The organism is Streptomyces sp. NPDC059010 (genome assembly GCF_042740355.1).
GTDB lineage: Bacteria > Actinomycetota > Actinomycetes > Streptomycetales > Streptomycetaceae > Streptomyces.
In genome coordinates this window covers 26,209-50,795 of the sequence record NZ_JBHYJA010000020.1, presented here as the reverse complement: position 1 = coordinate 50,795, position 24,587 = coordinate 26,209, and the positions used below count along the sequence as shown (strand labels likewise).

Sequence of the window (24,587 nt, the reverse complement as noted above, 5' to 3'; positions counted from 1 at the left end):
TTGTGTTGCGGCACCTTTGCCGTGATCAGAAGAACGGCCAGGCAGCACGAACTCCGAGGTCGCGACCCGGGTCAGGGCTCCCGGCCCCGCTCCACCGCCAGCGGAATCGTCACCGTGAACACCGTCGCTCCCGGCTCACTGGTCAGGTCGATCCGTCCGCCGTGCGCCCGGACCAGGGACTCCGCGACCGCCAGTCCCAACCCGCTGCCGCCCCGATCCCGGCTGCGAGCCTTGTCGACGCGGTAGAAGCGGTCGAAGACGCGTTCCCGGTCGGCGGGCGGGATGCCGGGGCCGGCGTCGGCGATCCGGATGCGGGCCGCGCCGGGTGTCATGGAGAGCGACACGGACACCGGTGTGCCCACCGGGGTGTGCACCGCCGCGTTGGTGAGGAGGTTGTCCAGGACCTGGCGGATGCGCTGGGGGTCCAGGCGCAGGGTCAGGGAGGCGGGGCCGGGGGTCACCGTCAGCGGGTGGTCGGCGTGGGTGACGCGGAACGCGTCCGCCGCCTGGTCGACCAGTTCCACCAGGTCGGCCTGGCTCGGGCGCAGCGGCGTCTCGACCTCGGCGGCGTCGAGGCGGGCGAGGAGCAGCAGGTCGTCCAGGAGGAAACCCATACGGGCGGCCTCGGCGCGCAGCCGGGCGAGGTGCCTGTCCCGCTCCTCGGGGGCGTTGGCCGCGGCGTACTGGAAGAGGTCGGCGTAGCCGCGCACCGACATCAGCGGGGTGCGCAGCTCGTGCGAGGCGTCCGCCACGAAGCGGCGCAGTCGCTGTTCCGCCTCCGCGCGCACCGCGAGGGAGTCGTCGATGTGCTCCAGCATCGTGTTGAACGCGGTGCGCAGCTCCTCGACCTCGGGCCCGCCGCCGCGCCGGGGGTGCCGCACCGGCAGCCGGGCCGAGTCGGTCAGGTTGTGCGAGGTGATGTCGTGGGCGGTGTGCGCCATGTCGCTCAGCGGTTGCAGGCCGCGCCGCAGCATGCCCCGTCCGAGGACGACGAGGGCGAGCAGCGCCAGTCCGAAGGTGACGGCCTGGATGGTGATCAGCTGGCCCACGGTGTCCTCGATGTCACCCATGGGCGCGGCACTGACCAGCACCACTCCGGGCTCCACCTCGCAGGCGCGCAGCCGGTACTCGCCCTTGCCCCGGAGGTGCTCGGTGCGCAGGACCTCCGTGCTCGCGGCGGTCTGCGCGCGGGCCAGGGAGGTGAAGTCGTCGACGTCCGCCGGGATGTCGGCCGGGTCCTCCGGCCTGCGCAGCACGGGCTCGCCGTCCGAGACGTCGTACACGGCGTAGTACCAGCTGTAGTACTTCTTGCCGGAGAGCGTGCCGTAGTCCGCGATGGACTTGGACTGGGCGACCTGGCCCTGCGCCAGCTGGGTGTCGAGCTGGGCCGACAGGTAGTCCCGCATGTAGGTCGTCAGGGCCGTGCCGACGACGCCGAACACCACCAGCGACAGCACCCCGAGGCCCAGCGCCAGCCGGGTGCCGAGCCGCATTCCGCGATACGCCCGGCGCAGCCGCCCGATCACTCGGCCGCCTGCCGGATGACGTACCCGAAGCCGCGCACGGTGTGGATCAGCGGCCCCCCGCCGTCGTCGGACTCGTCGAGCTTGCGGCGCAGCCGGCTGACGACCAGCTCGACGACGTTGGAGCGGCCGCCGAAGCCGTACTCCCACACATGGTCGAGGATCTGCGCCTTGGTGAGCACGGTCGGTGACTTGCGCATCAGATAGCGCAGCACCTCGTACTCGGTCGGCGTGAGCGTGAGCAGCCGGTCGCCGCGGCGCACCTCTCGGGTGTCCTCGTCCATGGTCAGGTCCGCCACCCGAAGGACGGAACGCTGGAAGCCGGGCCCGGCGCTGCGGCGCAGCACGGTGCGCAGCCGGGCCATCAGCTCCTCCACCGCGAACGGTTTGACCAGGTAGTCGTCGCCGCCCCGGGTCAGCCCGGCCACCCGGTCGGCGACCCCGTCGCGGGCGGTCAGGAACACCACGGGCACCATCGCACCGGCGGCGCGCAGCCGGTCCAGGACGCCGAAGCCGTCGACGTCGGGCAGCATCAGGTCCAGCACCACGATGTCCGGGTGGAACTCCGCGGCCAGCCGCAGCGCCTCCTCGCCGGAGTTCGCGGTGACCGCCTCCCAGCCCTCGTAGCGGGCGACCGTCGCGACGAGGTCGGCGATGGGCGGGTCGTCGTCCACGACCAGCAGGCGTACTTTCTCCACCCGCCCATAGTGCGGCACCGGGTGGCGGTCCTCGCAGGCCGGGAGGCGGTCGTCGGCACATCGATAAACACTTGAAAGAACAAAGACAGCTTTTCGACAGGTCTTTCCGGACAAGCTCGGTATCCACAGACGAGATCAAGGAGCTGTCGCCGTGACGACCGTCCAATCGCCCCCTGCGCCCCCCACGGCGATACGCCCCAGGGTGGTGGCCCGCACGGGCCTGTACGCCGTGCTGGCCGCGAACGTGGCCGTGGTGCTGTACTTCTTCTTCGCCGCCGGTTTCGCCTCGAACACGCTCATCGTGCTCGGCCGTCTCACCGGACTGTCCGGCGCACTGCTGATGGCGCTCCAGCTGCTGCTGGTGGCCCGGCTGCCCTGGCTGGACCGCCGGATCGGCATGGACCGGCTGACGTCCTGGCACCGCTGGACCGGCTTCAGCGTCCTGTGGGTCCTGCTCGCGCACGCCGTGTTCATCACGTTCGGCTACGCCGAGTCCTCCTCGCTGGACCCGGTGAACCAGCTGGTCGACCTCGCCGAGACGGTCGAGGGCGTGCTGCGGGCGGTCGTCGCGCTGGGGATCATCATCGTGATCGGCGTGGTGTCGGCCCGGTTCGCGCGGCGTCGGCTGGCGTACGAGACGTGGCACTTCATCCATCTGTACACGTACGTCGCGGTGGTGCTGGCGTTCACGCACCAGGTCGCGGTCGGTACGTCCTTCACGTCGTCCTCCGCCGCCACGGCGTACTGGTACGGGGTGTGGGGCGTCGCGCTCGGTGCCGTCCTGGTCGGCCGCCTTGTGCTGCCGCTGTGGCGGAACTGGCGCCATCAGTTCCGGGTCTCGGCCGTCGTCCCCGAGTCCGACAACGTGGTCTCGATCTACATCACCGGCCGTGACCTGGACAGGCTGCCCGCCCGGGCCGGCCAGTTCTTCCTGTGGCGGTTCCTGACGAAGGACCGCTGGTGGCAGGCCAACCCCTTCTCCCTGTCGGCCGCGCCCGACGGCAACCGGCTGCGGCTCACCGCGAAGGCGGCCGGTGACGGTTCGGCGGCCCTCAGGCATCTGAAGGTCGGCACGCGGGTCTTCGCCGAGGGCCCGTACGGCGCCTTCACCGCGCTGCACCGCACCCGGCCGGAGGCGGTGCTGATCGCCGGCGGCGTCGGTGTGACCCCGATCCGGGCGCTGCTGGAGGAGCTGCACGGGCACGCGGTCGTGATCTACCGGGTGGCCTCGGACCGGGACGCGGTGCTGTACCACGAGCTGGTGGAGCTCGCCCACGCCAAGGGCGCCGAGCTGCACCTGGTCACCGGCCCGGCCACGCCGGACAGGCTGGCCCCGGCCGAGCTGACGCGGCTGGTGCCGGACATCACCGACCGGGACGTGTTCCTGTGCGGACCGCCGCCCATGATGAACGCGGTGATCGGCAGCCTGCGCGAGCTGGGCGTGCCGAAGCAGCAGGTCCACTTCGAGCGTTTCAGCCTGGCCGGCTGAGAGGGACAAGGAACACATCGTGAAGCGAGCAATACCTGTCCTGGTCCTGAGCATCGCGGGCCTGATCCCGGTCTGGCGCTACGAGCCGTCCCTCGGCACGACGACGGAGACCGCGGCACCGGCTTCGACGCCCTCCGCGGCGTCCTCGGCGGCGGCCGGTTCGGGGAACACGGTCGTGAAGGGCTCGACCGTGCAGACCGACAAGGGCCCCGTGCAGGTCCAGGCGACCTTCCAGGGCGACAAGATCACGGCTGTGAAGATGCTCCAGCAGCCCAACCACCCCCAGACCACGGCAGCCGTCCCGAAGCTGATCGCCGAAACGCTGGACGCCCAGAGCGCCGACATCGACACCGTCTCCGGCGCCACCATCACCAGCGACGGCTACCGGGAATCCCTCCAGGCCGCCATCGACGCGAACGCGGAGTCGGCGTCCTCGTCCGCCGCCTCACCCTCGGAGTCCGCCGCGGCGCAGGCGCGGACGGTCGACGGCTCGACCGTGAACACCGACAAGGGTCCGGTCCAGGTCCAGGTGACCTTCGAGGGCGACAAGATCGCGTCGGTGAAGATGCTCCAGCAGCCCAACCACCCCCAGACCACGGCAGCCGTCCCGAAGCTGATCGCCGAGACCCTGGACGCCCAGAGCGCCGACATCGACACCGTCTCCGGCGCCACGATCACCAGCGACGGCTACCGGGAATCCCTCCAGGCCGCGATCGACGCGAAGGGCTGATCATGCACCGAGTCGAACACGTCATGGGGTTCCCGGTCTCGCTGCGGGTGGACGACGAGCACGTCGGCGAGGAGGCGGCCGACGCCGTGTTCGCGTGGCTGCGCGAGGTCGACGCCCGGTTCAGCCCGTTCAAGGCGGACAGCGAGGTGTGCCGCCTGGACCGGGGCGAGATCGCGCGGGCCGGGATCAGCGCGGACCTCGCCCAGGTGCTGGACCTGTGCGAGGAGTACCGGCTCGCCACGGGCGGCGCCTTCGACGTACGGCTGCCCGGGCGTGGCCTCGATCCGTGCGCGGTGGTGAAGGGCTGGTCCGTGCAGCGGGCGGCCGAGCTGCTGAGGGCGGCGGGCGCGCGGCGGTTCGTCCTGAACGCCGGTGGTGACGTGGTCGCCTCCGGCGGGCCCTGGCGGGTGGGGGTACGGCATCCCGAGCAGGCCGACAAGGTGTGCACGGTGGCCGGACTCACCGACCGGGCGATCGCGACGTCCGCCCGCTACGAGCGCGGCGACCACATCATCGACGGCCGCACCGGGCGTCCGGCGACGGGTCTGCTGTCCCTCACGGTGGTGGCGTCCTCCCTCACCGTGGCGGACACGGTGGCGACCGCCGCGTTCGCGATGGGCGCGGAGGGCGTGGAGTGGGCCGCCGCGCGGGAGGGCTGCGAGGTGTTCGCGGTGGACGCCGAACGGCGGGTCCTCCGTACGGAGGGCTTCCCGGTGGCTCGGACGGAGGAACGGGCGGAGGAGCGGGCGGCGTAACCGCGGGGCGTGTCAGACGAGTTCGGCACACTGACCGAGGGGCTGCGGCACCGCCCCTCGGTCAGACGTTTTTCCGGTCGTCGGCGCGTCGGTGGTTGGTGCAGTAGAGGAACAGGAGATAAGGTTAGGCTTACCTAAGCCGAAAGGTTCCCATGTCTGCTGCCGCCTGCCCTGAGCCGACGCCCGCCGAGCGTGCCCGCTCGGTGCTCTCGGCCGCCGACTCACTGACCGTCACCACGCACGGCCATCGCGTCGAGCTGATCGGCCTGCACACCGTGGACGCCGCCGCACGGCTGCTGCTGCAGAACCCGCCGGACGCGCACCTCGCCGCCGAACTCGCCATGGCACCCCACGGCGACCTGGCCGCCCTGGTGGAGTTCACCGACATCGCCCCCGTCGCCGTACGCGAACGGGTGCGCGCCCGGCTGACCCTGGGCGGCTGGCTCTCCGCCCTCGGACCGAAAGCCCTGGTGTTCAATCCGGCGCGGGCCGTGCTCACGGAGGAGGACGGGACGACCGTCGTCGGCCTCGACGAACTGACCCTCGCCTCCCCCGACCCGCTGGCCACCCACGAGGCGGAGATGCTGGCCCGGCTGAACGCGGCACACGCCGACACCGTCGCCCCGCTCGCCCGCCTGCTCCCGGCCCGCAGCCGGCTCGGCGCGTCCGGCGTACGGCCGCTGCGGCTCGACCGGCACGGTCTGGTGCTGCGGGTGGAGACGGCGGACGACCACGAGGACGCCCGTCTGCCCTTCGCGACCCCGGCCACCCATCCGGGAGACGCGGTGCGCCAGATCCACCTCCTGCTCGCCGAGGCCAACGCCCGGCCGCGCCGCCGACGGCTGCCGACCAGGTCGTAGGCAGGCCCCGTACCGCCGGCCTCCGGGCCACTCGCCGAGGCATTCCCGTCTGTCTCCTCAGCGAGTCCGCCCGGAGGCCGGCTCATGTCCGGGTCCCCGCCTCCAACCGCCCCGTCGTCTCCATCAGGGAGATCGTGAACGGGTGCCGAGGCTCCGTCAGGACCCGCCGCGCCGACCCCTGCTCGACCAGTTCCCCCGCGTCGAGTACGGCGATGCGGTGGGCCAGGCGTGCGGTGTCCAGGTCGTGGGTGATGAGGACCAGGGACAGGTCCTCGCCCTCGCCGACCAGGCCGGCGAGGACGTCGAGGATGCCGCGCCGGGTGACCGTGTCCAGGCCGGAGGTGACCTCGTCGCAGATCAGCACCCTGGGGCGGGCGAGCAGGGCGCGGGCGAGGGCGGCGCGCTGGAGTTCGCCGCCGGAGAGTTCGCCGGGGCGGCGCCGGGCCTGTTCCGCCGACAGGCCGAGGCGGTCCAGGGTGGCCGACGCCTCGTCCGTCGCGGCCCGTTCGCCGGCGCCGCGCAGCCGCACCGCCGTACGGGCCACCTGGTCCAGGACGGGCCGGTGCTCGTCGAAGGCGGCGCGGGCGTCCTGGAAGACGTACTGCACGGCGGCGAGTTGGGCACGGCTGCGGTGACGCAGGCTGCGCGGCAGCGGTGTGCCGTCGAGCAGGATCTCGCCGTCGTGGTCGCGGTGCAGGCCCGCGAGGCAGCGGGCGAGGGTCGTCTTGCCGCTGCCGGAGCGGCCGACGACGGCCAGGCATTCCCCGGGGTGGAGTGTGAGGTGCGGGGCGTGCAGGACAGGGGTCCGACGGTCGTGTACGGCGGTCAAGTCCCGTATTTCCAGGACGGGTTGCCCTGAGCGGGAAGTCACTGTCGTTCCGCCCTGCCGGACCGCACGCTGTTCGTCCAGCAGGCGCCGGGTCCACTCATGCCGGGGTGCCGACCACAGCCGCTCCACCGGGCCCGACTCCACGACCCGGCCCGCGCGCAGGACGAGCACCTCGTCGGCGAGGGCGCGTACGACGTCCAGGTCATGGCTGAGCAGCACGAGCGCGATGCCGCGGGCCGCCACCGCCGCCAGCTGCTCGACGACCCGGCTCTTGGTCAACGCGTCCTGGCCGGTGGTGGGTTCGTCGGCGACGATGACGCGGGCGCCGAGCAGCAGGGCCTGGGCGAGGACGATGCGCTGTTGCTGGCCGCCGGAGAGCTGGTGCGGGTGACGGCGCAACAGGGCTTCGGCGTCCGGTAGTTGGGCATCGGCGAGGGCTCGCAGGACCAGGGCGCGGGCCGCGGTGCGGCGTTCGGGGCGAGGCAGGTGGCGGACCTGTCGGCGGGCGATGTCGTGCAGGAGCGCGCCGACGCGGCGGGCCGGGTTGAGGACGGCGGCGGGGTGCTGCGGGACGTAGCCCACCGGGCCGTCGCCGGACCGCCGGACCTCGCCCGTCACCCGGGCGCCGGGCGGGTACTCGTCCAGCAACGCGAGGCCGGTGGTGGTCTTTCCGCTGCCGGAGGCGCCGACCAGGGCGGTCACCCTCCCGGGCAGCACCCGCACATCGACCCCGTCGACGATCGCCCGGCCGCCGATCTCGACGCGCAGGGCGCGGATCTCCACGAGAGGTGTCGCGGCCCTCATCGGCGCCTTCCCTTCTTCTCCAGCGCCGCGTCGAAGAGCAGGTTGGTGCCCATCGTCAGCGCCACGATCAGCAGCGCGGGCACGACCACGGCCCAGGGCTGCACGAACAGTCCGGTGCGGTTGCGGTCGACCATGACCGCCCAGTCGGCGGCATCCGGCGCGACGCCGACGCCGAGGAACGCGGCCGTCGACACCAGGTAGAGCACGCCGGTCAGCCGGATGCCGGCGTCGGCGGCGAGGGTGCGCAGCGTCGACCGTCCGACATAGCCGACAGCGATCCGCCACCAGCTCTCCCCCTGCATGCGCAACGCCTCGACGGCGGGGCGTGCGGCCGCCTCCCCCGCCGCCGCCCGCACGATCCGGGCCGCGTCGGGCACGTTCACCAGCGCCACCAGCAGCGCGAGCCCGGCGGCGCCCGGCGAGAACACGGCCGCCACGAGCAGGATGAGCAGCAGCGACGGCACGGCGAGCAGCACGTCCAGCGGCCGCATCAGCAGCTCCTCCAGCGGGCGGAGGCGGGTGAGGGCACTGACGAGCGCGACCGGCACGGCGACGAGGTACGCGAGCGCGGTGGCGGCCAGGGCGGTGAGTACGACCGTCCGGCCGCCCAGCAGGACCTGACGCCACACGTCGCGGCCCACGAAGTCGGTGCCGAGCCAGTGGTCGCCGCCGAGGGTGAAGGAGATGGCGCGGGGGCCGTGGTCACCGGTGAACAGCGGTCCGAGCAGAGCGAGTACGAGGGGGACGGCGATCACGGCGAGGCCGAGCGCGAAACGGCGATACGTCGTCACGCGGCCACCCCCGCGCGGGGTGTGAGCCGGTGGGCGACCAGGTCGGCGCCGAGGTTGAGCAGGACCGTCAGCACACCGAACACCACGGCCAGCCCCTGCACCACCGGTACGTCACGTTCGGCCACGGCGTTGAGCAGGACCGTGCCCAGTCCCGGGATCACGAAGAGGGCCTCCACCACGATCACTCCGCAGAGCAACCAGTCGACGGTGCGGGCGAGTTGCTGCACGGCCGGGGCGAGGGCGTTCGGCAGGGCGTGGGCATAGCGGACGCGGGCGCCGGGGATGCCGTAGCGGCGGGCGTGGGCGGCGTAGGGGGAGGCGAGGGCGTCGACCATGCCGGCTCGCACCAGGCGGGACAGGGAGCACACCGGGCGGGACAGCAGGACCAGCACCGGCAGGACCAGGGCGGCCGGATGGGCGAGCAGGTCGGTGCCGTAGCCGAGGGCGGTCGGCGGCAGCCAGGCCAGCTTCAGCGCGAACAGGGTCACCAGCAGGATCCCGAGGGCGAACTCCGGGACCGCGTACACGGCCAGCGTCACCGAGCTGACCAGCCGGTCGACGGGGCGTCCCTCGTGGCGGGCGGCGAGCACACCCAGGCCGAAGCCGAGGGGGATGAGGAGCGCCAGGGTGAGGGCGGCCAGGATCAGGGTCGGTCCGAAGGCGTCGGCGATGTACTGGGTGACCGGGCGGCCTGAGGTCAGGGAGGTGCCGAGGTCGCCGTGCAGCAGGCCCGTGGCCCAGTCGGTGAGTCGCTCGTACGCGGGGCGGTCCAGGTGCATCGTCTCGCGGATCGCGGCGATTCGGGCGGGGTCCGGCTGGTCGCCGGCCAGGGCGACTGCGGCGTCGCCTGGGAGGGCCTCGGTGAGGGCGAAGACAAGTAGGACGACGGCCATCGTTTGCGCGACGCCGAGGAGCAGGCGCCGGACGGCGAAGGAGCGCATACTCGTGGTGCCGCGCCGTGGCGTCGTGCGTCTGCTGCGCCGTCGTGGCTGGTCGCGCAGTTCCCCGCGCCCCTTGAGGGCGTTGCCGAACCGCAAATCACTCACGCGAGCCACACCCTGTCGAATCGTGCCCAGTCGAGGGTGTTGGCAGGGGCCTTCGTCTCGACTCCCCTCACCCTCCGCGCCGTTCCGATGATCCAGTCCGCGAAACCCCACACCAGGAACCCGCCCTCGGCGTACAGGCGGCGCTGCATGCGCTGGTACACCGCCGCCCGTTCCGTCTTGTCGTGGGTGGACTGGGCCTGCTGGTAGAGGGCGTCGAAGTCCTTGTGGTGCCACTTGGTGGCGTTGGTGGTGGAGTCCGTGAGCAGGCGCTGGGAGAAGTGGGCCTCGATGGGCATGGCGCCGGAGCGGTAGCAGCACAGGGTGCCGCCGTCGAGGATGTCGCTCCAGTAGGAGTCCTTGCTGCCCGTCTTCACGTCGATCGTGACGCCCGCCTTGGCGGCCTGGTCGCGGAAGATCCCGGCGGCCTCGGTGAATCCGGCGGCGACGGCCGAGGTGTCCAGGGTGACCTTGAGCTTCTCGGCACCGGCCTGCTTGAGCAGGGCGCGGGCCCGGTCGAGGTCCTGTGTGCGCTGCGGCAGGTCGGCGGCGTAGTACTCGTAGCCCTTGCCGAACAGGTCGTTGCCGACCTCGCCCGCCCCGGACAGCGCGCCGTCGACCAGTTCCTGGCGGTCGGCGATCAGGAAGAACGCCTCGCGGACCCGCTTGTCGTCGAAGGGTGCCCGGTCGGTCTTCATGCAGAACGCCTGCATGGCGCTGTTGCGCAGCCGCACGATCTCGATCTGGCCGCCGCCCTCGTGGGCGCGCGCGGTGGTCGGGTTGAGCTCATGGGCGTACTCGACCTGGCCGCCGAGGAGGGCGCCCACGCGGGCGGACTCCTCGTTGGCGACGACGAACTCGATCTCGTCGAGGAGCGGCGCGCCGTCCCAGTAGGCGTCGTGGCGGCGGAAGACGGCCGAGCGGCCGGGCGCGAAGGACACGAACCGGAAGGGGCCCGAGCCGATCGGCCTGTCATCGAACTCGGTGGCGTTCTCGGGGACGACGTACGCGCCGAACGCTGCCAGGACATTGGGGAATTCGGCGGTCGGCCGCTTCAGTACGAACTCGATCGACCGCTCGCCCGTGGCACGGCTCGCGTCCAGGTCGATGGGCTCCAGCGACGCCTTCGCGCGGAACGCCTGCTTCGGGTCGGCGATCCGGCGGTAGCTGTAGAGGACGTCCTTGGCGGTGACCGGGCTGCCGTCGTGGAAGGTCGCCTTGCGCAGCGTCACCTGCCAGCGGTCCAGGGTCTTGTTGGACTCCCACCTCTCGGCCAGACGGGGCTCGGCGGAGAGGTCGGCGCCGTAGTCGGCGAGCTTGTCGAAGAGGGCCTTGGCGCGGGCCACGTCGGCGAAGAGGTTGGCCAGGTGCGGGTCCAGGGTCTCGCTCGCGCCGCCCCCGGCGAACGCGGCGCGCAGTCGGCCGCCGCGCTTCGGGGTGCCCCCGGACGCCACCGGATCGGCGGAACCGCCGCATCCGACCAGGGCGAGGGCGGCGGCGCCCGAGGTGGCGGCGAGGAAGCCGCGGCGGCGCAGGCCGGGGAAACGTTCGTCGTACATGAGTGGTCCTTCGGGTCAGTGGGTGTGCAGGCGTGCGACGACGTGCAGCCGGTCCGCGTCGGCGGCGGTGCCGGGCAACCCGCCCTGCTGCCAGGGGGGTTCGGTGCGCGGCCCCGGCCCGTCGTGCAGTTCGAGCACCTCGAAGCCGTGCGCGGCGAGGAAGCGACGCAGCTCCTGCGGGAACAGCAGCCGCCAGGCGGAGCGCTGCTCGACGGGACGTGAACCGTCGTCGGTCGTCCATACGCGGGTGCGGCGCAGGAGCTGGGCCGTGCGGTCGACGGTCAGGGTGGTCGTGGACCGGTATGCGGTCCCCCGCCAGGTGAAGGAGTCGACCCTCGGGCGGTCCAGGAGGTCCGTACGGCCCAGGAAATACGCGCCGTTGCGCATCTCCGCGACCAGCAGCCCGCCCGGCGCGAGGGCCCGGCGGCAGGAGGCGAGGAAGCCGTCGAGCTGGTCGTTGGTGTGGCAGTACAGCAGGGAGCTGTCCAGGCAGACGACGGCGTCGAACCCGCCCAGGTCGAATCCGTGCAGGTCGGCGCGGACGAACGAGGGGCCGGGGTGCCGGTCACGGGCGTACGACAGCATCGCCTCGGAGAGGTCGGCGCCGGTCACCGTGCGGCCGGCGGAGTGCAGGTGCGCGGCGTCGCGGCCGGTGCCGCAGCCCATGTCCAGGACGCGCGGCCCGGCGTCGTACCGGCGCAGACAGTCCTCCGCCCAGCGCCCGGCGAGCCGTTCGGCGTCGGGGAAGCGGGCCTCGTAGAGGGCGGGATGGTCGGTGAGGAGGTTGGCGTCGGTGAGGAGGTCGCCGTCGGTCATGCGCCGACCGCCTCGCGCACCGGGTCCGCCTGAGCGGGCAGCGCCCCACGGCGATGCAGCCACGCGACGGCGCCCGCCGATGCCAGTCCTACGACGGCACAGCACATCCAGGGCAGGTTCTCCCCGGCGTCCATGGCCCAGCCGACGACCGCGTTGCCGACGGCGGCGGCGATGCCGGAGACGACGTAGAAGATCCCGAAGTACGTGCCGGTCAGCTCGGGGCGGCCGAAGCCGGGGATGAGCTCCATCACGAACGGGGAGGCGATCATGATGCCGAGGTAGAGCAGGAGGGCGCTGAGCAGCACGAGCGGTGCGCCGAGGAGGGGCGGCAGGAAGGCCAGCCCCATCACTGCGAGCCCGGCGGCTATCCAACGTGGCCTGGAACCACGGGACTTGAGCGAGCGGGTTATTCGCAGCTGGAGCGCGAGGTTGGCCACCGTACCGATCAGGAAGACCAGTCCTGCCGCCCCGTCCCACCCGGTGGCCTCCCGGGCCCCGTCGGGCAGCAGCAGATACAGCTGGTTCTCCAGGGTGAACATGCCGACCATGGCGAGCGCGAAGGCGAGGAAGGCCCGGTTGCCGAGCACCTCGCGCCAGTCCCCGAGGACGCCGCTGCCGGTGGGCTCGACCTTGCGGGCGGGCAGGACGAGGGCCTGCGCGACGGTGAGCACCGCGAAGATGCCGGCGGCGGTCAGGGCGGAGGTGCGGAAGTCGACCAGGAGCAGGGCGCTGCCCAGCAGCGGGCCGATCAGCGCGCCGGTCGTGGCGAACACGTTGAACAACGCGAACGCCTCTGCCTTGCGCTCCCCCGACTCCTGCGCGAGATAGGCCCGCACGGCCGGGTTGAACAGCGCCCCCGCGAGCCCGCTGAGCACGGACGCCGCGAGCAGCACCGGCAGCCCGTCGCCCAGCGCGAACAGGGCGAACCCGGCGGTCCGCAGCGCGCATCCGGCGATGATGACGCCCCGCGCCCCGAGCCGGTCCGCTGCCGAGCCGCCGATGATGAACAAGCCCTGCTGACTGAGGTTGCGCACACCGAGGACGATCCCGACGACCGCCGCCGACATGCCCAGGTTCTCGCCGAGGTGGGTGGCGAGATACGGGATGAGAAGGTAGAAGCCGGTGTTGACGCCGAGCTGGTTGACGAGAAGGAGCTGGACGGCGAGCGGGAAGCCCCGCATCTCACGCCACGTCCGCATGCGCCGTCACCTCCTCGACTCCCAGACCGGGCAGGGCACTTGGGCGTACGAACCCGTCGGCGCCGCCGATCCCCCGCCACGGGTCGTGGGCGAGCAGCAGATGCCCGTCCAGGTCGGCCCAGCGGGCGCGGTCGGCCAGGTGGACGGCGGGCGCGAGGCCGAGGCTGCTGGCGGTGAGGCAGCCGAGCATCAGCTCGGTCCCGCTGCCCTCGATCAGCTCCGCGATGCGCAGGGCGGCCCGGACTCCCCCGCACTTGGCGAGCTTGACGTTGACGCCGTGGACGCGCCCCGCCAGCCGCCGTACGTCCGCCACGCTCACCGCGTCCTCGTCGGCGATGACGGGCAGCGGCGACCTCTCGGCGAGGGCGCCGAGCGCGTCCGGGTCGCCGGGCGGCAGCGGCTGTTCGACGGCCTCGACACCGAGCGCCGCGAACCGGGGCAGCAGCCGCTCGGCCTCCGGCACGCTCCAGGCCCCGTTCGGGTCCAGCAGCAGCCGTACCCGGGGAGCCGCGTCACGGATGACCCGCACGCGTTCCACGTCGTCCTCGGGATCGGACGCGCCCGCCTTCACCTTGAGGACCTCGAATCCGCTCGCGGCGAGGCGCCGGGCCTCGGCGGCGGCGTGCGCGAGCGAGGTGATGCCGATCGTGCGTGCGGTGGCGACACCGGGCGGATTCGGAGTCCCCAGCAGACGGTGGACGGGCACACCGTCCCGTTTGCCGACGAGGTCCAGCAGAGCGGACTCGACGGCGGCGTTCACGGCGGGCGGTACGGCACGGGAGGGCAGGGCCTCCAGGGCGCTCTCGGGATCGGCGAACCGTTCCAACCCGACGGCCGAGATCAGCCGTACGAGTGTGTCGGCGTCCAGCCCGTAGTAGACGCTGCTGACGGCCTCGCCGTAGCCGGTCACCCCCTCGTGCTCGACGCAAAGCCACACGGCGTCGCGGGCGGTCATGGTGGAGCGGGAGATGCGCAGCGGCTCGGCGAGTTCGAGACGTACGGTGCGCAGGCGGGCCTTCATTCGGTCCTTCCGGTGGAGAGTGGATCGGCGACCCGTGTGCACCGCGCCCACCCGCTCGCCTCGGCGGCGCAAGGGTGCGGCAGTTCCACGGGCCGGGTGGCGGCGTCGGCCGGGTCGAGGCCGTGGGCGGCGAGGAAGTCGTCGTCGTAGACGGTGCCGAGGTAGCGGTGCGGCCCGTCGGGGAACACGGTGGCGACGACCGCGCCCGGGTGTACGCAGGCCGCCCAGGCGGCGACCCGCGCGACGGCCCCCGTGCTCCAGCCGCCGCTGACGAAGCAGCCCCGGGCGAGCCGTCGGCAGCTGTCCACGGCCTCGGCGGGGCCGATCCAGTGGACCTCGTCGAAGGCGTCGTAGGCGACGTTGCGGGGGTGGATGCTGCTGCCGAGGCCGCGCATCAGACGGGGGCGGGCGGGCTGGCCGAAGATGGTGGAGCCGGTGGCGTCGACGCCGATCAGGCGCAGCGCGGGCCAGTGCCGGCGCAGCGGGGCGATGAGTCCGGCGCTGTGGCCGCCGGTGCCGACGCTGCACACCAGGATGTCCAGGTGGTCGAGCTGGGCGCCGAGTTCGGCGGCCAGGGACGCGTATCCGGCGGTGTTGTCGGGGTTGTTGTACTGGTCGGGCCAGTAGGCGCCGGGGAGTTCGGCGAGCAGTTCGCGCAGCCGGCCGAGGCGGGCGGCCTGCCAGCCGCCCTGGGGTGCGGGGCGGTCCACGATCTCCAGTCGGACACCGTGGGCGCGCAGCAACTGCCGCATGGACGGTTCCAGTTCGCTGTCGCCGACCAGTACGACGGGATGGCCGAGCACCTGTCCGGCGAAGGCGAGTCCGATGCCGAGGGTGCCGGAGGTGGACTCCACCACCGGGGCGCCGGGCCGCAGTTCGCCCCGCTCGCGCGCGCCGAGCAGCATCGACAGGGCGGCCCGCGCCTTCATGCCGCCCGCCGCGAGCCCTTCGAGCTTGGCCCAGAAACCGGGGTGGGCGTGCGGCAGCTCGGTGGCGACCCGTACGACGGGGGTCCGACCGAGCAGGGTGAGCAGCTCGGGGCGCGCGGTGGGCCGTACGGCGGTGGCGGTCATCGCGCACCCCCGCAGGACGTGTAGCGGTGGACGACCCCGGGTCCGCCGTCGAGCCAGAAGAAGGGGTACGGCTCCGCGCACACCGCGCTGACGCCGTGCCCGAGGAAGCGGGGCAGGACCGCGCTGCCGGTCTGCGCGAACATCACCAGCTGCTTGCCATGCCGCTGCGCGTGCTCACGCAGCGGCTCGAAGGTGCCGTTGCCCAGGGTCATCCCGGACACCAGCAGCGCGTCACAGCTCCCGGCGGCGGCGAGCGCGTCGCCGACGACCGGCTCGCCCCACTCGGTGACACCCCCCTTGAGGTCACACGGGACATATCCGAGCCCTCGTGAACGCAGCGCCTCCAGCAGGGAGTTGACGACCCCGACCACCAGCACCGTCGCGCCCGTCGGCAGATCGAGCAGCTCGACCACGGTCTTGGCGCGGGCCCGGGACTTCTCCAGCGAGGACCCGGCGGGCAGCGGGACGGAGCGGGCCCCGTTGGCGAAGGTGTGCGGGACGGCATGCATCAGGTAGGCGTCGAGGGCGGCGACGCGGACGGGGAGCAGCGGATGGTCGAGCAGCGTCGCGACGTCGGCGCCGACGCAGTCGTCGAGGGCGCTGTCGGCAAGTTGCCCCGGTTCCACGGCGCACGACCCGACGGCCCCGGCGAGACGCAGGCTGAGGACCTCGTTGCGGTAGCCGGTGCCGCGTCCGTCGTGCCGTACGGCCTGCCGGGTGGTGAAGGCGACGGCGATCCGCTGGGTGCGGGGGTCGGGGCCGAGGGCGCCTTCGCGGACGCGGGCGAGGAGATCGTCGTACGTCCGACAGGGTGCCGTCGGCGATGCGCTGAGGTCGGTCATCGGATCACCAGCCCCGCACGCAGCCCCGCCAGCAGTTCCTCGACGCGGTCGCGGGCGCCGGGCCCGTCGGGGTCGCCGGCCATGATGTGGCCGAGGTACTCGTTGTTGCTGCCAGCCGCCTTCACGGCCTTGCCGGTCTCGGCGAGCTGCACCTCCAACACCTCCGGCCGGTCGGTCAGTTGAGAGCCGTCGAGCGCTTCGAGGGTGCCGGTGCGGTCCGGGACGAGGAAGCCGATGGCGGCGCTGCGCAGCCCGGTGTCCGTGCGCCTGAGGTCGGGGGCACGGCCGAGGGCGACGTCCACGCAGGCGGCGGCGAGGTCGATGCCGGTGACATGGCGGACGAGCTCGGTGATGCGGTTGCCGGCGGGCCGGGGGTTGACCTCGACCACGCGCGGCCCGGCGGAGGTCAGCTTGATCTCGGTGTGCGCCACCACCCCGTCGGTCAGTCCGAGCGCCTTGAGCGCGCCGAGCGCGGTCTGCTCGGCGGCGTCGATGTCGGCGAGCGGCAGGGCGGCCGGGAACATATGGCCGGTCTCGATGAAGGCGGGCGCTCCGCCGATGCTCTTGTCGGTGACGCCGACCATGTGCACCGCACCCCGGTACGACACGGTCTCGACGCTCACCTCGGGGCCGTCGAGGAGCTCTTCGAGGAGTACGGCGGCGGTGCGCCGCTGCCCCCGGGCGTTGACCGGAAACTCACCCAACGCCCGTACGGCATCGGCGAGTTGACTCTCGTCGTCCACGCGCCGCACATACATGCCCGCGCACAGGTCGACCGGCTTGACGACGAGCGGATAGCCGATCTCCTTCGCGGCCCGCGCGAGGTCGGCCCACTCCTCGTGCACGGCGAAGCGCGGTCCGGGCAGGCCCGCGTCGGCGAGGACACGTCGGGTGGCGTCCTTGCGGCAGGCGTTCTCCACCGCCTCGGGACCGGGGCCGGGCAGGCCGAGGTGCCCGGCGATCCGGGCCACCGTAGGCAGGTAGTAGTCGCAAGAGGTGATCACACCGTCGAAACCCAGGACCGAGTGCAGCCGTGCCGCCTCGGGCAGCAGGGCGCCGAGGTCGTTGGTGTCGGCGGTGATCACATTGCGGGCGCCGAGCAGCGGATGGGCGGCTCCTTCGGGCGCCGAGCGCAGATAGTGGTGCAGGTCCCGGGTGAGGAAGGTGAACTCGTGTCCGCCCTCCCGGATCGCGCGTGGCAGCAGCCTGCTCATCGACCCGACCCAGCTCTCTACCACCAGCAGATGAGCCACAACTCCCCTTTTCGTGCCGTGCGTTCAGACTTTCGGGCAGCCCGGGGCGCCCCTCGGCGGGAGGGGGCCGGACTTGACTGGCACACGCTATCGATAATCATTTTCATTTGCTAGCCCGTTCTTACCCACCTGCCTCGGAGTGACCACTTGTCTCTGCCACCCCGCCCCACCGCCCTGCTGTGCGCCCTCGTGGCCGCCGCGGCCCTGCTCCCCACCGCCGGTCCCGCCCGGGCCTCCGCCTCCCTCTCCTTCGGTGCCTGCCCGGACTCCGTACCGAAGCCGCCCGCGCCGGACCGTGTGGAGTGCGGGCGTCTCTCCGTCCCGCTCGACCGGCGCCACCCGTCCGGCCCGCGCATCGAGATCGCCGTCTCCCGGGTCCCCGCCTCCGGCACCCCGGCCGAGCGGCGCGGCATCCTGCTGGTGAACCCCGGCGGCCCGGGCGGCTCCGGGCTCGCCTACGCGGTGACCAAGCGCGCCAAACTCCCCGCGAGCGTGCGGCGCGCGTACGACGTCATCGGCTTCGACCCGCGCGGCGTCGGGAGCAGCGCACCCGTGGACTGCGGCCGGATGGGCGGCCTGTTCAGCGCGCCGGGCGCGGACCCGGTGCCGACGACCCCGGCTGCCGAGCGGACGTACCTCGCCGCACTGCGCCGGATGGCCGACGACTGTGCGACGGGGGCGGGCACGGAGGTGCTGCCGTATCTGTCCACCGAGCAGACGGCTTACGACATGGACGCCATCCGTGCCGCGCTGGGCGAGCCGCGCACGGGCTTCCTCGGTGTCTCGTACGGCAGTTACCTGGGCGCGGCCTACGCGGCCCGCTTTCCGCACCGGGTCGGCCGCATGGTGCTGGACAGTGTGGTCGGCCCCTGGGACTGGTACGACTTCGACGTCGTCCAGAGCCGTGCGATGCTGCGCGCCCGCGACACCTTCTTCGCCTGGACCGCCGCGCACCCGGAGCGCTTCGGGCTGGGCGGCGACGCGGATGCCGTACGGCAGGCGTATCTGCGCGCCCGCCGAGGGCTCGCCGCCCGTCCGGTGAACGGCTTCGGTCCGGCGGAGTTCGACCGTGCCGTCTACCGCGCCCTGGGCCGCACCGAGCGCTGGACGGGCCTGGCCGACGGACTGCGCGGCTACCTGGCCGACGGCAGCCCCGACGGGCTGCGCCCCACGTCCGCCTTCGACAGTCCCGCGGCCCGCAACTACGAGGCGGCCAACCGGATCGTGAAGTGCGCGGACGGTCCCGGTCCGACGCCGCGCGAGATCGTGGCGGACATCCGCCGCACCCGGCGCCTGGACCCGCAGCCGGTCCTGACCGGCATGGAGGCATCGGCCTGCGCGTACTGGCCCCACCGCCCGGGCCGCCGTACCCCACTGGGCGGTCCGGCCACGCCGCCGGTGCTGCTGGTCGCCTCCGCGCACGACCCGGTGACGCCGATCGAGGGCGCGCGTGAACTGCGGGAGCTGCTGCCGGGCTCCCGTCTGGTCACCCTCGACGACGACTACTCGCACGGCGTGTTCGCCAGCCGCGGCAACGCGTGCGTGGACGGGCCGGTGGCCGCCTACCTGGTCGACGGGGCGGTGCCCGCGGCCGATGTGCGGTGCGCCGGTCCGGGGCTTCCGGACGCGCTATGACACCGGACGGGCGCTCCTCGACGCCGGTCGGCAACCCCCCGGCGGCAGCGTCACGGTAGTGGCTGCTCGGCCCAGATGACCTTGCCCTCGGGTGTGTACCGCGTCCCCCACCGCTCGGTGAGCTGGGCGACCAGGAACAGACCGCGGCCGCCCTCGTCCTCGGTGCAGGCGCGGCGCAGCCGGGGTGAGGTGCTGCTGCCGTCGGAGACCTCGCAGATCAGGGCGCGGTCGCGCAGCAGGCGGAGCTGGAGCGGGCCGGTGGCGTGCCGGATGGCGTTGGTGACCAGTTCGCTGGCGATCAGCTCGGTGGTGAAGGCCAGTTCGGCCAGGTGCCAGGCGGCGAGCCGCTCGGTGACGGCCACCCGGGCGCGGGAGACGACCGCCGGGTCGCTGGGCAGGTCCCACTGGGCGACCCGGTCCGCGCCCAGGGTGTGGGTGCGGGCCACGAGCAGGGCGACGTCGTCGCCGGGGCGGGCCGGGAGCAGGGCGTCGAGGACGGCCTCGCAGGTCTCCTCCGGCGGACGGTCGACGCAGGCCAGGACGGCACGCAGTTTGTCCAGGCCGGTGTCGATGTCGCGATGCCGGTCCTCGACCAGACCGTCGGTGTAGAGCACGAGCTGGCTGCCCTCGGCCAGCTCCAGCTCGACCGTCTCGAAGGGCATGCCGCCCAGGCCGAGGGGCGGCCCGGAGGGCAGGTCGAGGAACTCGACGGTGCCGTCGGGGGCGACGACCGCGGGCTGCGGGTGCCCGGCGCGGGTGAGGGTGCAGCGCCGGGACACCGGGTCGTAGACGGCGTAGAGACAGGTGGCGCCGACGATGCCGCAGTCGGGAGAGCTCTCCGCGGCCCAGCCCTCGCCCCGGTCGAGCCGGCCGACCAGGTCGTCGAGGTGGGTGAGGACGTCGTCGGGCGGCAGGTCCAGGGAGGCGAAGTTGTGGACGGCGGTGCGCAGTCGGCCCATCGTGGCGGCGGCGTGCAGCCCGTGCCCGACGACATCGCCCACCACCAGCGCGACCCGGGCGCCGGACAGCGGGATCACGTCGAACCAGTCGCCGCCGACCCCGGCCTGCGCGGGCAGATAGCGGTAGGCGACCTCGACGGCGCTCTGCTCGGCGCGGCCCCTGGGCAGCAGGCTGCGTTGCAGTGTGAGGGCGGTGTTGTGCTCGCGGGTGAAGCGGCGGGCGTTGTCGATGCAGATCGCCGCACGGCAGGCCAGTTCCTGGGCGAGGGACAGGTCGTCGTCCTCGAAGGAGGCGGGCTGCAGGGAGCGGTAGAAGCTGACCACACCGAGGGTCGTGCCGCGCGCCCGCAGCGGCACGGTGATCAGGGAGTGGATGCCCGCCGCGAGCACCTGCTCCAGCCGCTCCGGGTCCTGCGCGATCCAGCCGCCCGCCTCGGCCAGGACGGGTTCCAGCACGGACTGCCGGGTCTCCAGCGAGCGGGCCTGCGGCGTGGACGGGACGTACTCGACGAGATCGCCCACGTCGTACAGGTTGTACGGGTCCTCGCGTACGGCACGGATGGCCACCCGGCGCAGCGCGGTCCGGCCGCCGAGCGCCTCCGGTTCCTCGCCGCGCAGCACCGAGTCGGGCAGGTCGACGGCGACGAAGTCGGCGAACCGGTCCACGGTGACCTCGGCGAGTTCCTCCGCGGTGCGGGTGACGTCGAGGGTGGTGCCGATCCGCACGCTCGCGTCGTGCAGCAGCCCAAGGCGCCGCCGCGCGAGCATGGCCAGCCGTCCGACGCCGGGCTCGCCGACGAGCAGCAGCCAGCCTTCGGCGCCGTCGCCCTCGCCGTCGCGGTCACCGTCCGGTGCGGGTCGGGTGACCGGGCTGGGCGGGGTTACGGCGGTGTGCGTCACGGCGTTGGGTGCCGGCCATGGCTGCGGTTCCGGTGCGGGCGGCGCTTGCGTGGATCGCGGTGCAGGCAGGGGCTGTGGCGGTACGGATGCGGGTGCCGTCGTCGGGCCGGACGGTGCGGAGGGTCCGGCCGGTTCGGAGGGCGCCGGGGTCCGGGCCGCCGCGTGCGTGGGCGGCGGCTGCGTGTCCGACGGTGCCGGGCGGAGGTGGCTCAGCCGGGGGCCGCCGAGGACGCGGGCCTCGACGGCGACACCGCTCTCCCCCGCCGCTCCCCTGACCTGTCGGCGCAGCAGGGTGGCGGTGCGGCCGCTGGGCAGGGTGATCTGGTCGAGGGTGCGGTGCGGTGAGGCGATGAGTTCCTCGGCCTTCTCCCGCAGCACCGCCAGGTCGAGTCGGCCGAGGGCGCCGCCGTAGGGGGCGGGCGGCAGGTGCTCGGGCTGCTTCGGCCAGCCCCGCGCATGACCGTCGGCCCGCCGGTACGCGGCGAGCAGCGCGTGTTCCCGTTCGGTGGCCTGCTCCAGCAGCCGGGCCTCGATGTCCCGGGCGGCCTCGCGGACCATCCCCACCATGGCCGGGTCGCCCTGGTCGCGCAGACAGGTCAGATCGAGGACGGCCTCGATCCGCCCGCTGAGCGGGTCCCGCACGGGCGCGCCCGCACAGGCGAAGGGCTGCAGACAGTCGGCGAAGTGCTCCCGGCCGACGACGTAGACGGGGCCGCGCTCGGCGAGGGCGGTGCCGATGCCGTTGGTGCCCACGACCTGCTCCGAGGCGTCGAAGCCGGGCGCGAACTGCACCGCGTCGAGGCGCTCGCACAACTGCCGGTCCCCGCCGAGCCGTTGGACCATGCGGCCTTGTCCGTCGCAGAGCGCGATCGTCATGCCGACATCGGCGAGGGAGGCGGAGAGTTCCGTCAGGACCGGGTCGACGGCCCGTTGGAGCCGGTCGTCCAGGGCCACGTCCGCGGTGTAGCGGACCAGCAGCCGGTGCGGCTCCAGGCCGACGGAGCGGCAGCGCTTCCAGGAGTCGAGCACGGAGTCGCGAACGTCCGACTCGACCGGTGAGCCGGCGAGGAACCGTTCGTGCGCATCGACGAGCCCGCCGATGTCGTCCCAGGCGACGGACAACGGGATCACTTCCCTCACCCGAAGCCGGCCGGATCGCGCGCGCCGCCGCTCGGCCCACGGCCCGGTGGGCTTCTACAAGCGCTCTCACCCTAGTCCCAATGTGACGCGCCTCACAACGGCTCACCTGGGCGTCGCGGGCCGCACCGAGGACGTTGCGAGGGCGTGGAACCGCGGGTGCCGTTCAGCGCAGTACGGCCGCCAGCAGGTCGGTGCCCAGTGCCGTCACGGCGGGCAGGTCGACGGTGTAGCGGACGTAGCGGCCGTGTCGCCTGGTCGTGAGGAGGCCCGCGCGGCGCAGGACGGTGAGGTGGCGGGAGACCTCCGGGGGTGTGAGTTCCCAGGCGTGGGCCAGTTCGCCGGTGGTGTGGGGGCCGCGGGCCAGGGTGCGCAGGAGCCGCAGTCGTACCGGGTGGGCGAGGGCTTCCAGCCGTAGGGTGACCGTTTCCAGGGGGACCGGTTCCGCCGGACCCGGCTCGGCCACGGGGTACTGCACCACCGGCTGCCAGCCGGGTGCGTGGACGGCCAGCAGGTGCGGGCGGCCGTAGACGCTGGGGATGAAGGTGATCCCGATGCCGTGGGCGGTGGTCGCCTTGTCCTGGAGTTTGTCCACGACGATGCGGTCGCCGTCCGGGGCCAGCCTGACCGCGCCGGAGACCGAGGCGAGCGCCGCGCCGATGCCCTGGTGCTTGAGCAGGTCGTTCTTCAGGCGCAGATCGGTGGCGAGCTGCACGGCGACGCCCGCCCAGGCGGCGTCGAAGAACGCCTCGGCGCACTGTTCGAGGGTGTCGCGCACCCGCGCCCGCACCGCGGCCGGGTCGGCGAGCAGCCGTTCCGCGAAGGCCTCCTGCAGGGCGCCGCGGGCCTGGGCCACGTCCAGGGCCCGCTCGCGCGCGGTCGCGTCGGTGAGGGGCGACGGTGCGGCGAAGCGGACCCGGTTGCCGCCGCACGTGGTGACGAGCGCGGCGGTCACATACCTCTCGTCGTCGATCCGGTCCACGTCGTCCAACTCCTCGGCGAGGGTCGGCCGGGGCCGGGCCGGGATCAGGAAGTCGGCCTGTGAGGAACGCCAGAGGAACTCCGCCTCCCGCAGCCGCTCGGCAAGCTCCGGCCGCAGCCCGGCCCAGACGTCCCCGGCCCAGCCGGCGAACTGCGGATGATGGCCGGGCTCGGCCAGGACGTGCAGCATCGCGGTCAGCTCGGCCAGCGGGGAGGCGGCGAACCGCAGCCCCTCGGACGGCAGTCCGCCGATGTCGATCCTCAACGTCATCCCCTGATCATCACCGACCGGACGGCCGCTGACGACGTCGATTGACGGTGTCCGTCAACCGACGTGGCCGCCCCGACGGCCGCACGCACCGTTGGCACCATGCCCACCACCACCAAGATCCGGCCCCGTGCGCTCGTCCGCGCCTCCGGAGGCCCCCGCTATGCCGTCGCCCTGGCCGTGGACGCGCTCGGCACCGGCCTGCTGCGGCCCTTTCTGCTGCTGTACGGAGTGACGGTGCTGAAGCTGTCCGCGCCGGTCACCGGCGTCGCCATGACGGTCGGCGTGGTCGCGGGTCTGGTGTGCATGCCCGCGGTGGGCCGGTGGCTGGACCGGGGTGCGCGCAGCACGGTCGTGGCGGCGTCGATGCTGGTCCGGGTGCTGGGCGTGGTACTGCTGCTGGCCACTCCGGCGGGGCACGTCTGGCTGTTCGGGACGGCGGCGCTGTTCTTCGGCGTAGGCAACCAGGCATGGCCGGCCGCACACGCGGCCGTCGTGGCCACGGTCGCCCATGGCCGGGACCGCGACGCCGCGCTCGCGGCAGGCCGCGCCCTGCGCAACGCCGGTCTGGGCGTGGGCGCGCTCATCGCGACCGTGTCCCTGGCGGGCGGCCCGACGGCGTTGCGGGCACTGGCCGCTGTGACCGGGCTCGCCTATCTGACCGCGGCGGCCGTGGCCTGGTCGGTCCATCTGCACGCGCGTCCGGCCGCCGCCCTGGCCAAGGACGTGGACGGGGCCGGGACTGGGGCTAAGGCTGGGGCCGGGGGCGACGGTGCGGTGCCCCGGATGCGCGCGCTGCTGGCCGCCAACGTGGTCTACGTCTTCTGCCTCAACGTCCCCGAGATCGCGCTCCCGTTGATCCTGGTGACCCAGCTGGACGCGTCCCCGGTGTGGTCGGCGGCCATCTTCGTGGCCAACACGGTGCTGGTGGTCACCCTCCAGGTGCCGGTCACCGTGCTGCTGTCCCGCTACTCCCGGCGCACGGTGCTGGCGCTCGCCGGTGTCCTCCTCACCGTGTCCTACCTGGGCTTCCTCGCGGCCACCTCGCTGGGACGCGGCTGGGGTGCCCCGGCCGTCGCCGCGGTGTCCGTGCTCTGCACCCTCGGGGAGATCGTCTACGCCGGCAGCGCCACCGCCCTCGTCACCCACCTCGCCCCGGCCCACGCCCTGGGCCGTACCCTCGCCCGGTTCGAACTCTCCACGGGCCTCGGACTCGCCGTGTCCCCGGCCGTCATCACCGCCCTCGCGCCCCACGGCCCGACCGCCCTGTGGGGCGGCCTCGCCGCCGCGACGCTCGTCTCGGCCTCCGCTGTCGCCGCCGAGAAGGATCAGGAACCGGGGCACAGCGGCCGCGGTCACCGGGCGGCCGGGGCCGAGCAGGCGGTTCACGGTGGCGTGTGACCGACGACGCACAGCGGGTCG

The 24,587-nt window shown here is 73.2% G+C and carries 20 protein-coding genes; 6 read left to right on the top strand and 14 right to left on the bottom strand.

Annotation, left to right across the window (positions count from 1 at the left end):
* Positions 1–71: 71 nt before the first annotated feature.
* Together ACFWYS_RS22665 and ACFWYS_RS22660 are read right to left on the bottom strand one after the other, a co-directional pair.
* Complete coding sequence (locus ACFWYS_RS22665; protein ID WP_384771772.1) at positions 72–1,526, bottom strand: ATP-binding protein; 1,455 nt, start codon at positions 1,524–1,526, stop codon at positions 72–74.
* The gene (locus ACFWYS_RS22660; protein WP_384771770.1) at positions 1,523–2,221 is read right to left on the bottom strand and encodes a response regulator transcription factor; all 699 of its coding nucleotides are present in this window, start codon (positions 2,219–2,221) and stop codon (positions 1,523–1,525) included. The genes ACFWYS_RS22665 and ACFWYS_RS22660 overlap by 4 nt, the downstream gene beginning before the upstream one ends.
* Positions 2,222–2,372: 151 nt before the next feature.
* On the opposite strand from ACFWYS_RS22660, the gene ACFWYS_RS22655 reads away from it, so the two are divergent.
* From ACFWYS_RS22655 to ACFWYS_RS22640, 4 genes are all read left to right on the top strand, one after another.
* Positions 2,373–3,710 carry a ferric reductase-like transmembrane domain-containing protein gene (locus tag ACFWYS_RS22655; RefSeq protein WP_384771767.1) on the top strand — a complete coding sequence of 446 codons (1,338 nt, stop codon included), beginning with the start codon at positions 2,373–2,375 and terminating at the stop codon, positions 3,708–3,710.
* Positions 3,711–3,729: 19 nt separating this feature from the next.
* Positions 3,730–4,440, top strand: a complete 711-nt coding sequence (locus tag ACFWYS_RS22650; protein WP_384771765.1) for an FMN-binding protein — start codon at positions 3,730–3,732, stop codon at positions 4,438–4,440.
* Positions 4,441–4,442: 2 nt separating this feature from the next.
* Positions 4,443–5,195 (top strand): FAD:protein FMN transferase, encoded by a 753-nt coding sequence (locus ACFWYS_RS22645; protein ID WP_384771762.1) that lies wholly within the window; start codon positions 4,443–4,445, stop codon positions 5,193–5,195.
* A gap of 152 nt (positions 5,196–5,347) precedes the next feature.
* Positions 5,348–6,055, top strand: coding sequence for a DUF2470 domain-containing protein (locus ACFWYS_RS22640; protein ID WP_384771760.1), 708 nt, complete (start codon positions 5,348–5,350; stop codon positions 6,053–6,055).
* 82 nt (positions 6,056–6,137) lie between these two features.
* Here ACFWYS_RS22640 and ACFWYS_RS22635 read toward each other — a convergent pair whose 3' ends face one another.
* The 10 genes from ACFWYS_RS22635 to ACFWYS_RS22590 form a co-directional block, all read right to left on the bottom strand.
* Positions 6,138–7,688 (bottom strand): ABC transporter ATP-binding protein, encoded by a 1,551-nt coding sequence (locus ACFWYS_RS22635; protein WP_384771757.1) that lies wholly within the window; start codon positions 7,686–7,688, stop codon positions 6,138–6,140.
* Positions 7,685–8,479, bottom strand: a complete 795-nt coding sequence (locus ACFWYS_RS22630) for an ABC transporter permease (RefSeq protein WP_384771754.1) — start codon at positions 8,477–8,479, stop codon at positions 7,685–7,687. The genes ACFWYS_RS22635 and ACFWYS_RS22630 overlap by 4 nt, the downstream gene beginning before the upstream one ends.
* Positions 8,476–9,420: an ABC transporter permease gene (locus ACFWYS_RS22625; RefSeq protein ID WP_384772078.1), complete on the bottom strand. Its 945-nt coding sequence runs from the start codon at positions 9,418–9,420 to the stop codon at positions 8,476–8,478. The genes ACFWYS_RS22630 and ACFWYS_RS22625 overlap by 4 nt, the downstream gene beginning before the upstream one ends.
* A 101-nt stretch (positions 9,421–9,521) precedes the next feature.
* Positions 9,522–11,081: an ABC transporter substrate-binding protein gene (locus ACFWYS_RS22620; protein ID WP_384771752.1), complete on the bottom strand. Its 1,560-nt coding sequence runs from the start codon at positions 11,079–11,081 to the stop codon at positions 9,522–9,524.
* Positions 11,082–11,096: 15 nt separating this feature from the next.
* The gene (locus tag ACFWYS_RS22615; protein ID WP_384771750.1) at positions 11,097–11,897 is read right to left on the bottom strand and encodes a class I SAM-dependent methyltransferase; all 801 of its coding nucleotides are present in this window, start codon (positions 11,895–11,897) and stop codon (positions 11,097–11,099) included.
* Positions 11,894–13,096, bottom strand: a complete 1,203-nt coding sequence (locus ACFWYS_RS22610; RefSeq protein WP_384771747.1) for an MFS transporter — start codon at positions 13,094–13,096, stop codon at positions 11,894–11,896. Before ACFWYS_RS22610 ends, ACFWYS_RS22615 begins: the two co-directional genes overlap by 4 nt.
* On the bottom strand, positions 13,080–14,117 hold the full coding sequence (locus ACFWYS_RS22605; protein ID WP_384771744.1) for a dipeptide epimerase: 1,038 nt from the start codon (positions 14,115–14,117) through the stop codon (positions 13,080–13,082). The genes ACFWYS_RS22610 and ACFWYS_RS22605 overlap by 17 nt, the downstream gene beginning before the upstream one ends.
* Positions 14,114–15,190 (bottom strand): PLP-dependent cysteine synthase family protein, encoded by a 1,077-nt coding sequence (locus ACFWYS_RS22600; protein ID WP_384771741.1) that lies wholly within the window; start codon positions 15,188–15,190, stop codon positions 14,114–14,116. Before ACFWYS_RS22600 ends, ACFWYS_RS22605 begins: the two co-directional genes overlap by 4 nt.
* A complete protein-coding gene (locus ACFWYS_RS22595; RefSeq protein ID WP_384771738.1) occupies positions 15,187–16,032 on the bottom strand; it encodes a Rossmann-like domain-containing protein in 846 nt (281 codons plus the stop codon). The genes ACFWYS_RS22600 and ACFWYS_RS22595 overlap by 4 nt, the downstream gene beginning before the upstream one ends.
* Positions 16,029–17,285 carry an ATP-grasp domain-containing protein gene (locus ACFWYS_RS22590; protein WP_384771736.1) on the bottom strand — a complete coding sequence of 419 codons (1,257 nt, stop codon included), beginning with the start codon at positions 17,283–17,285 and terminating at the stop codon, positions 16,029–16,031. The genes ACFWYS_RS22595 and ACFWYS_RS22590 overlap by 4 nt, the downstream gene beginning before the upstream one ends.
* 147 nt (positions 17,286–17,432) lie before the next feature.
* Here ACFWYS_RS22590 and ACFWYS_RS22585 point away from each other — a divergent pair, with 147 nt between their 5' ends.
* Positions 17,433–18,920, top strand: coding sequence for an alpha/beta hydrolase (locus ACFWYS_RS22585; RefSeq protein WP_384771733.1), 1,488 nt, complete (start codon positions 17,433–17,435; stop codon positions 18,918–18,920).
* Between the two features lie 50 nt (positions 18,921–18,970).
* On the opposite strand, the gene ACFWYS_RS22580 is transcribed toward ACFWYS_RS22585, so the two are convergent.
* Positions 18,971–21,910, bottom strand: coding sequence for a SpoIIE family protein phosphatase (locus tag ACFWYS_RS22580; RefSeq protein WP_384771730.1), 2,940 nt, complete (start codon positions 21,908–21,910; stop codon positions 18,971–18,973).
* Between the two features lie 172 nt (positions 21,911–22,082).
* A complete protein-coding gene (locus tag ACFWYS_RS22575; RefSeq protein ID WP_384771728.1) occupies positions 22,083–23,168 on the bottom strand; it encodes a DUF5937 family protein in 1,086 nt (361 codons plus the stop codon).
* A gap of 99 nt (positions 23,169–23,267) precedes the next feature.
* Here ACFWYS_RS22575 and ACFWYS_RS22570 point away from each other — a divergent pair, with 99 nt between their 5' ends.
* Entirely contained in the window at positions 23,268–24,566 is a 1,299-nt protein-coding gene (locus ACFWYS_RS22570; protein WP_384771725.1) for an MFS transporter, read from the top strand.
* Positions 24,567–24,587 lie beyond the last annotated feature (21 nt).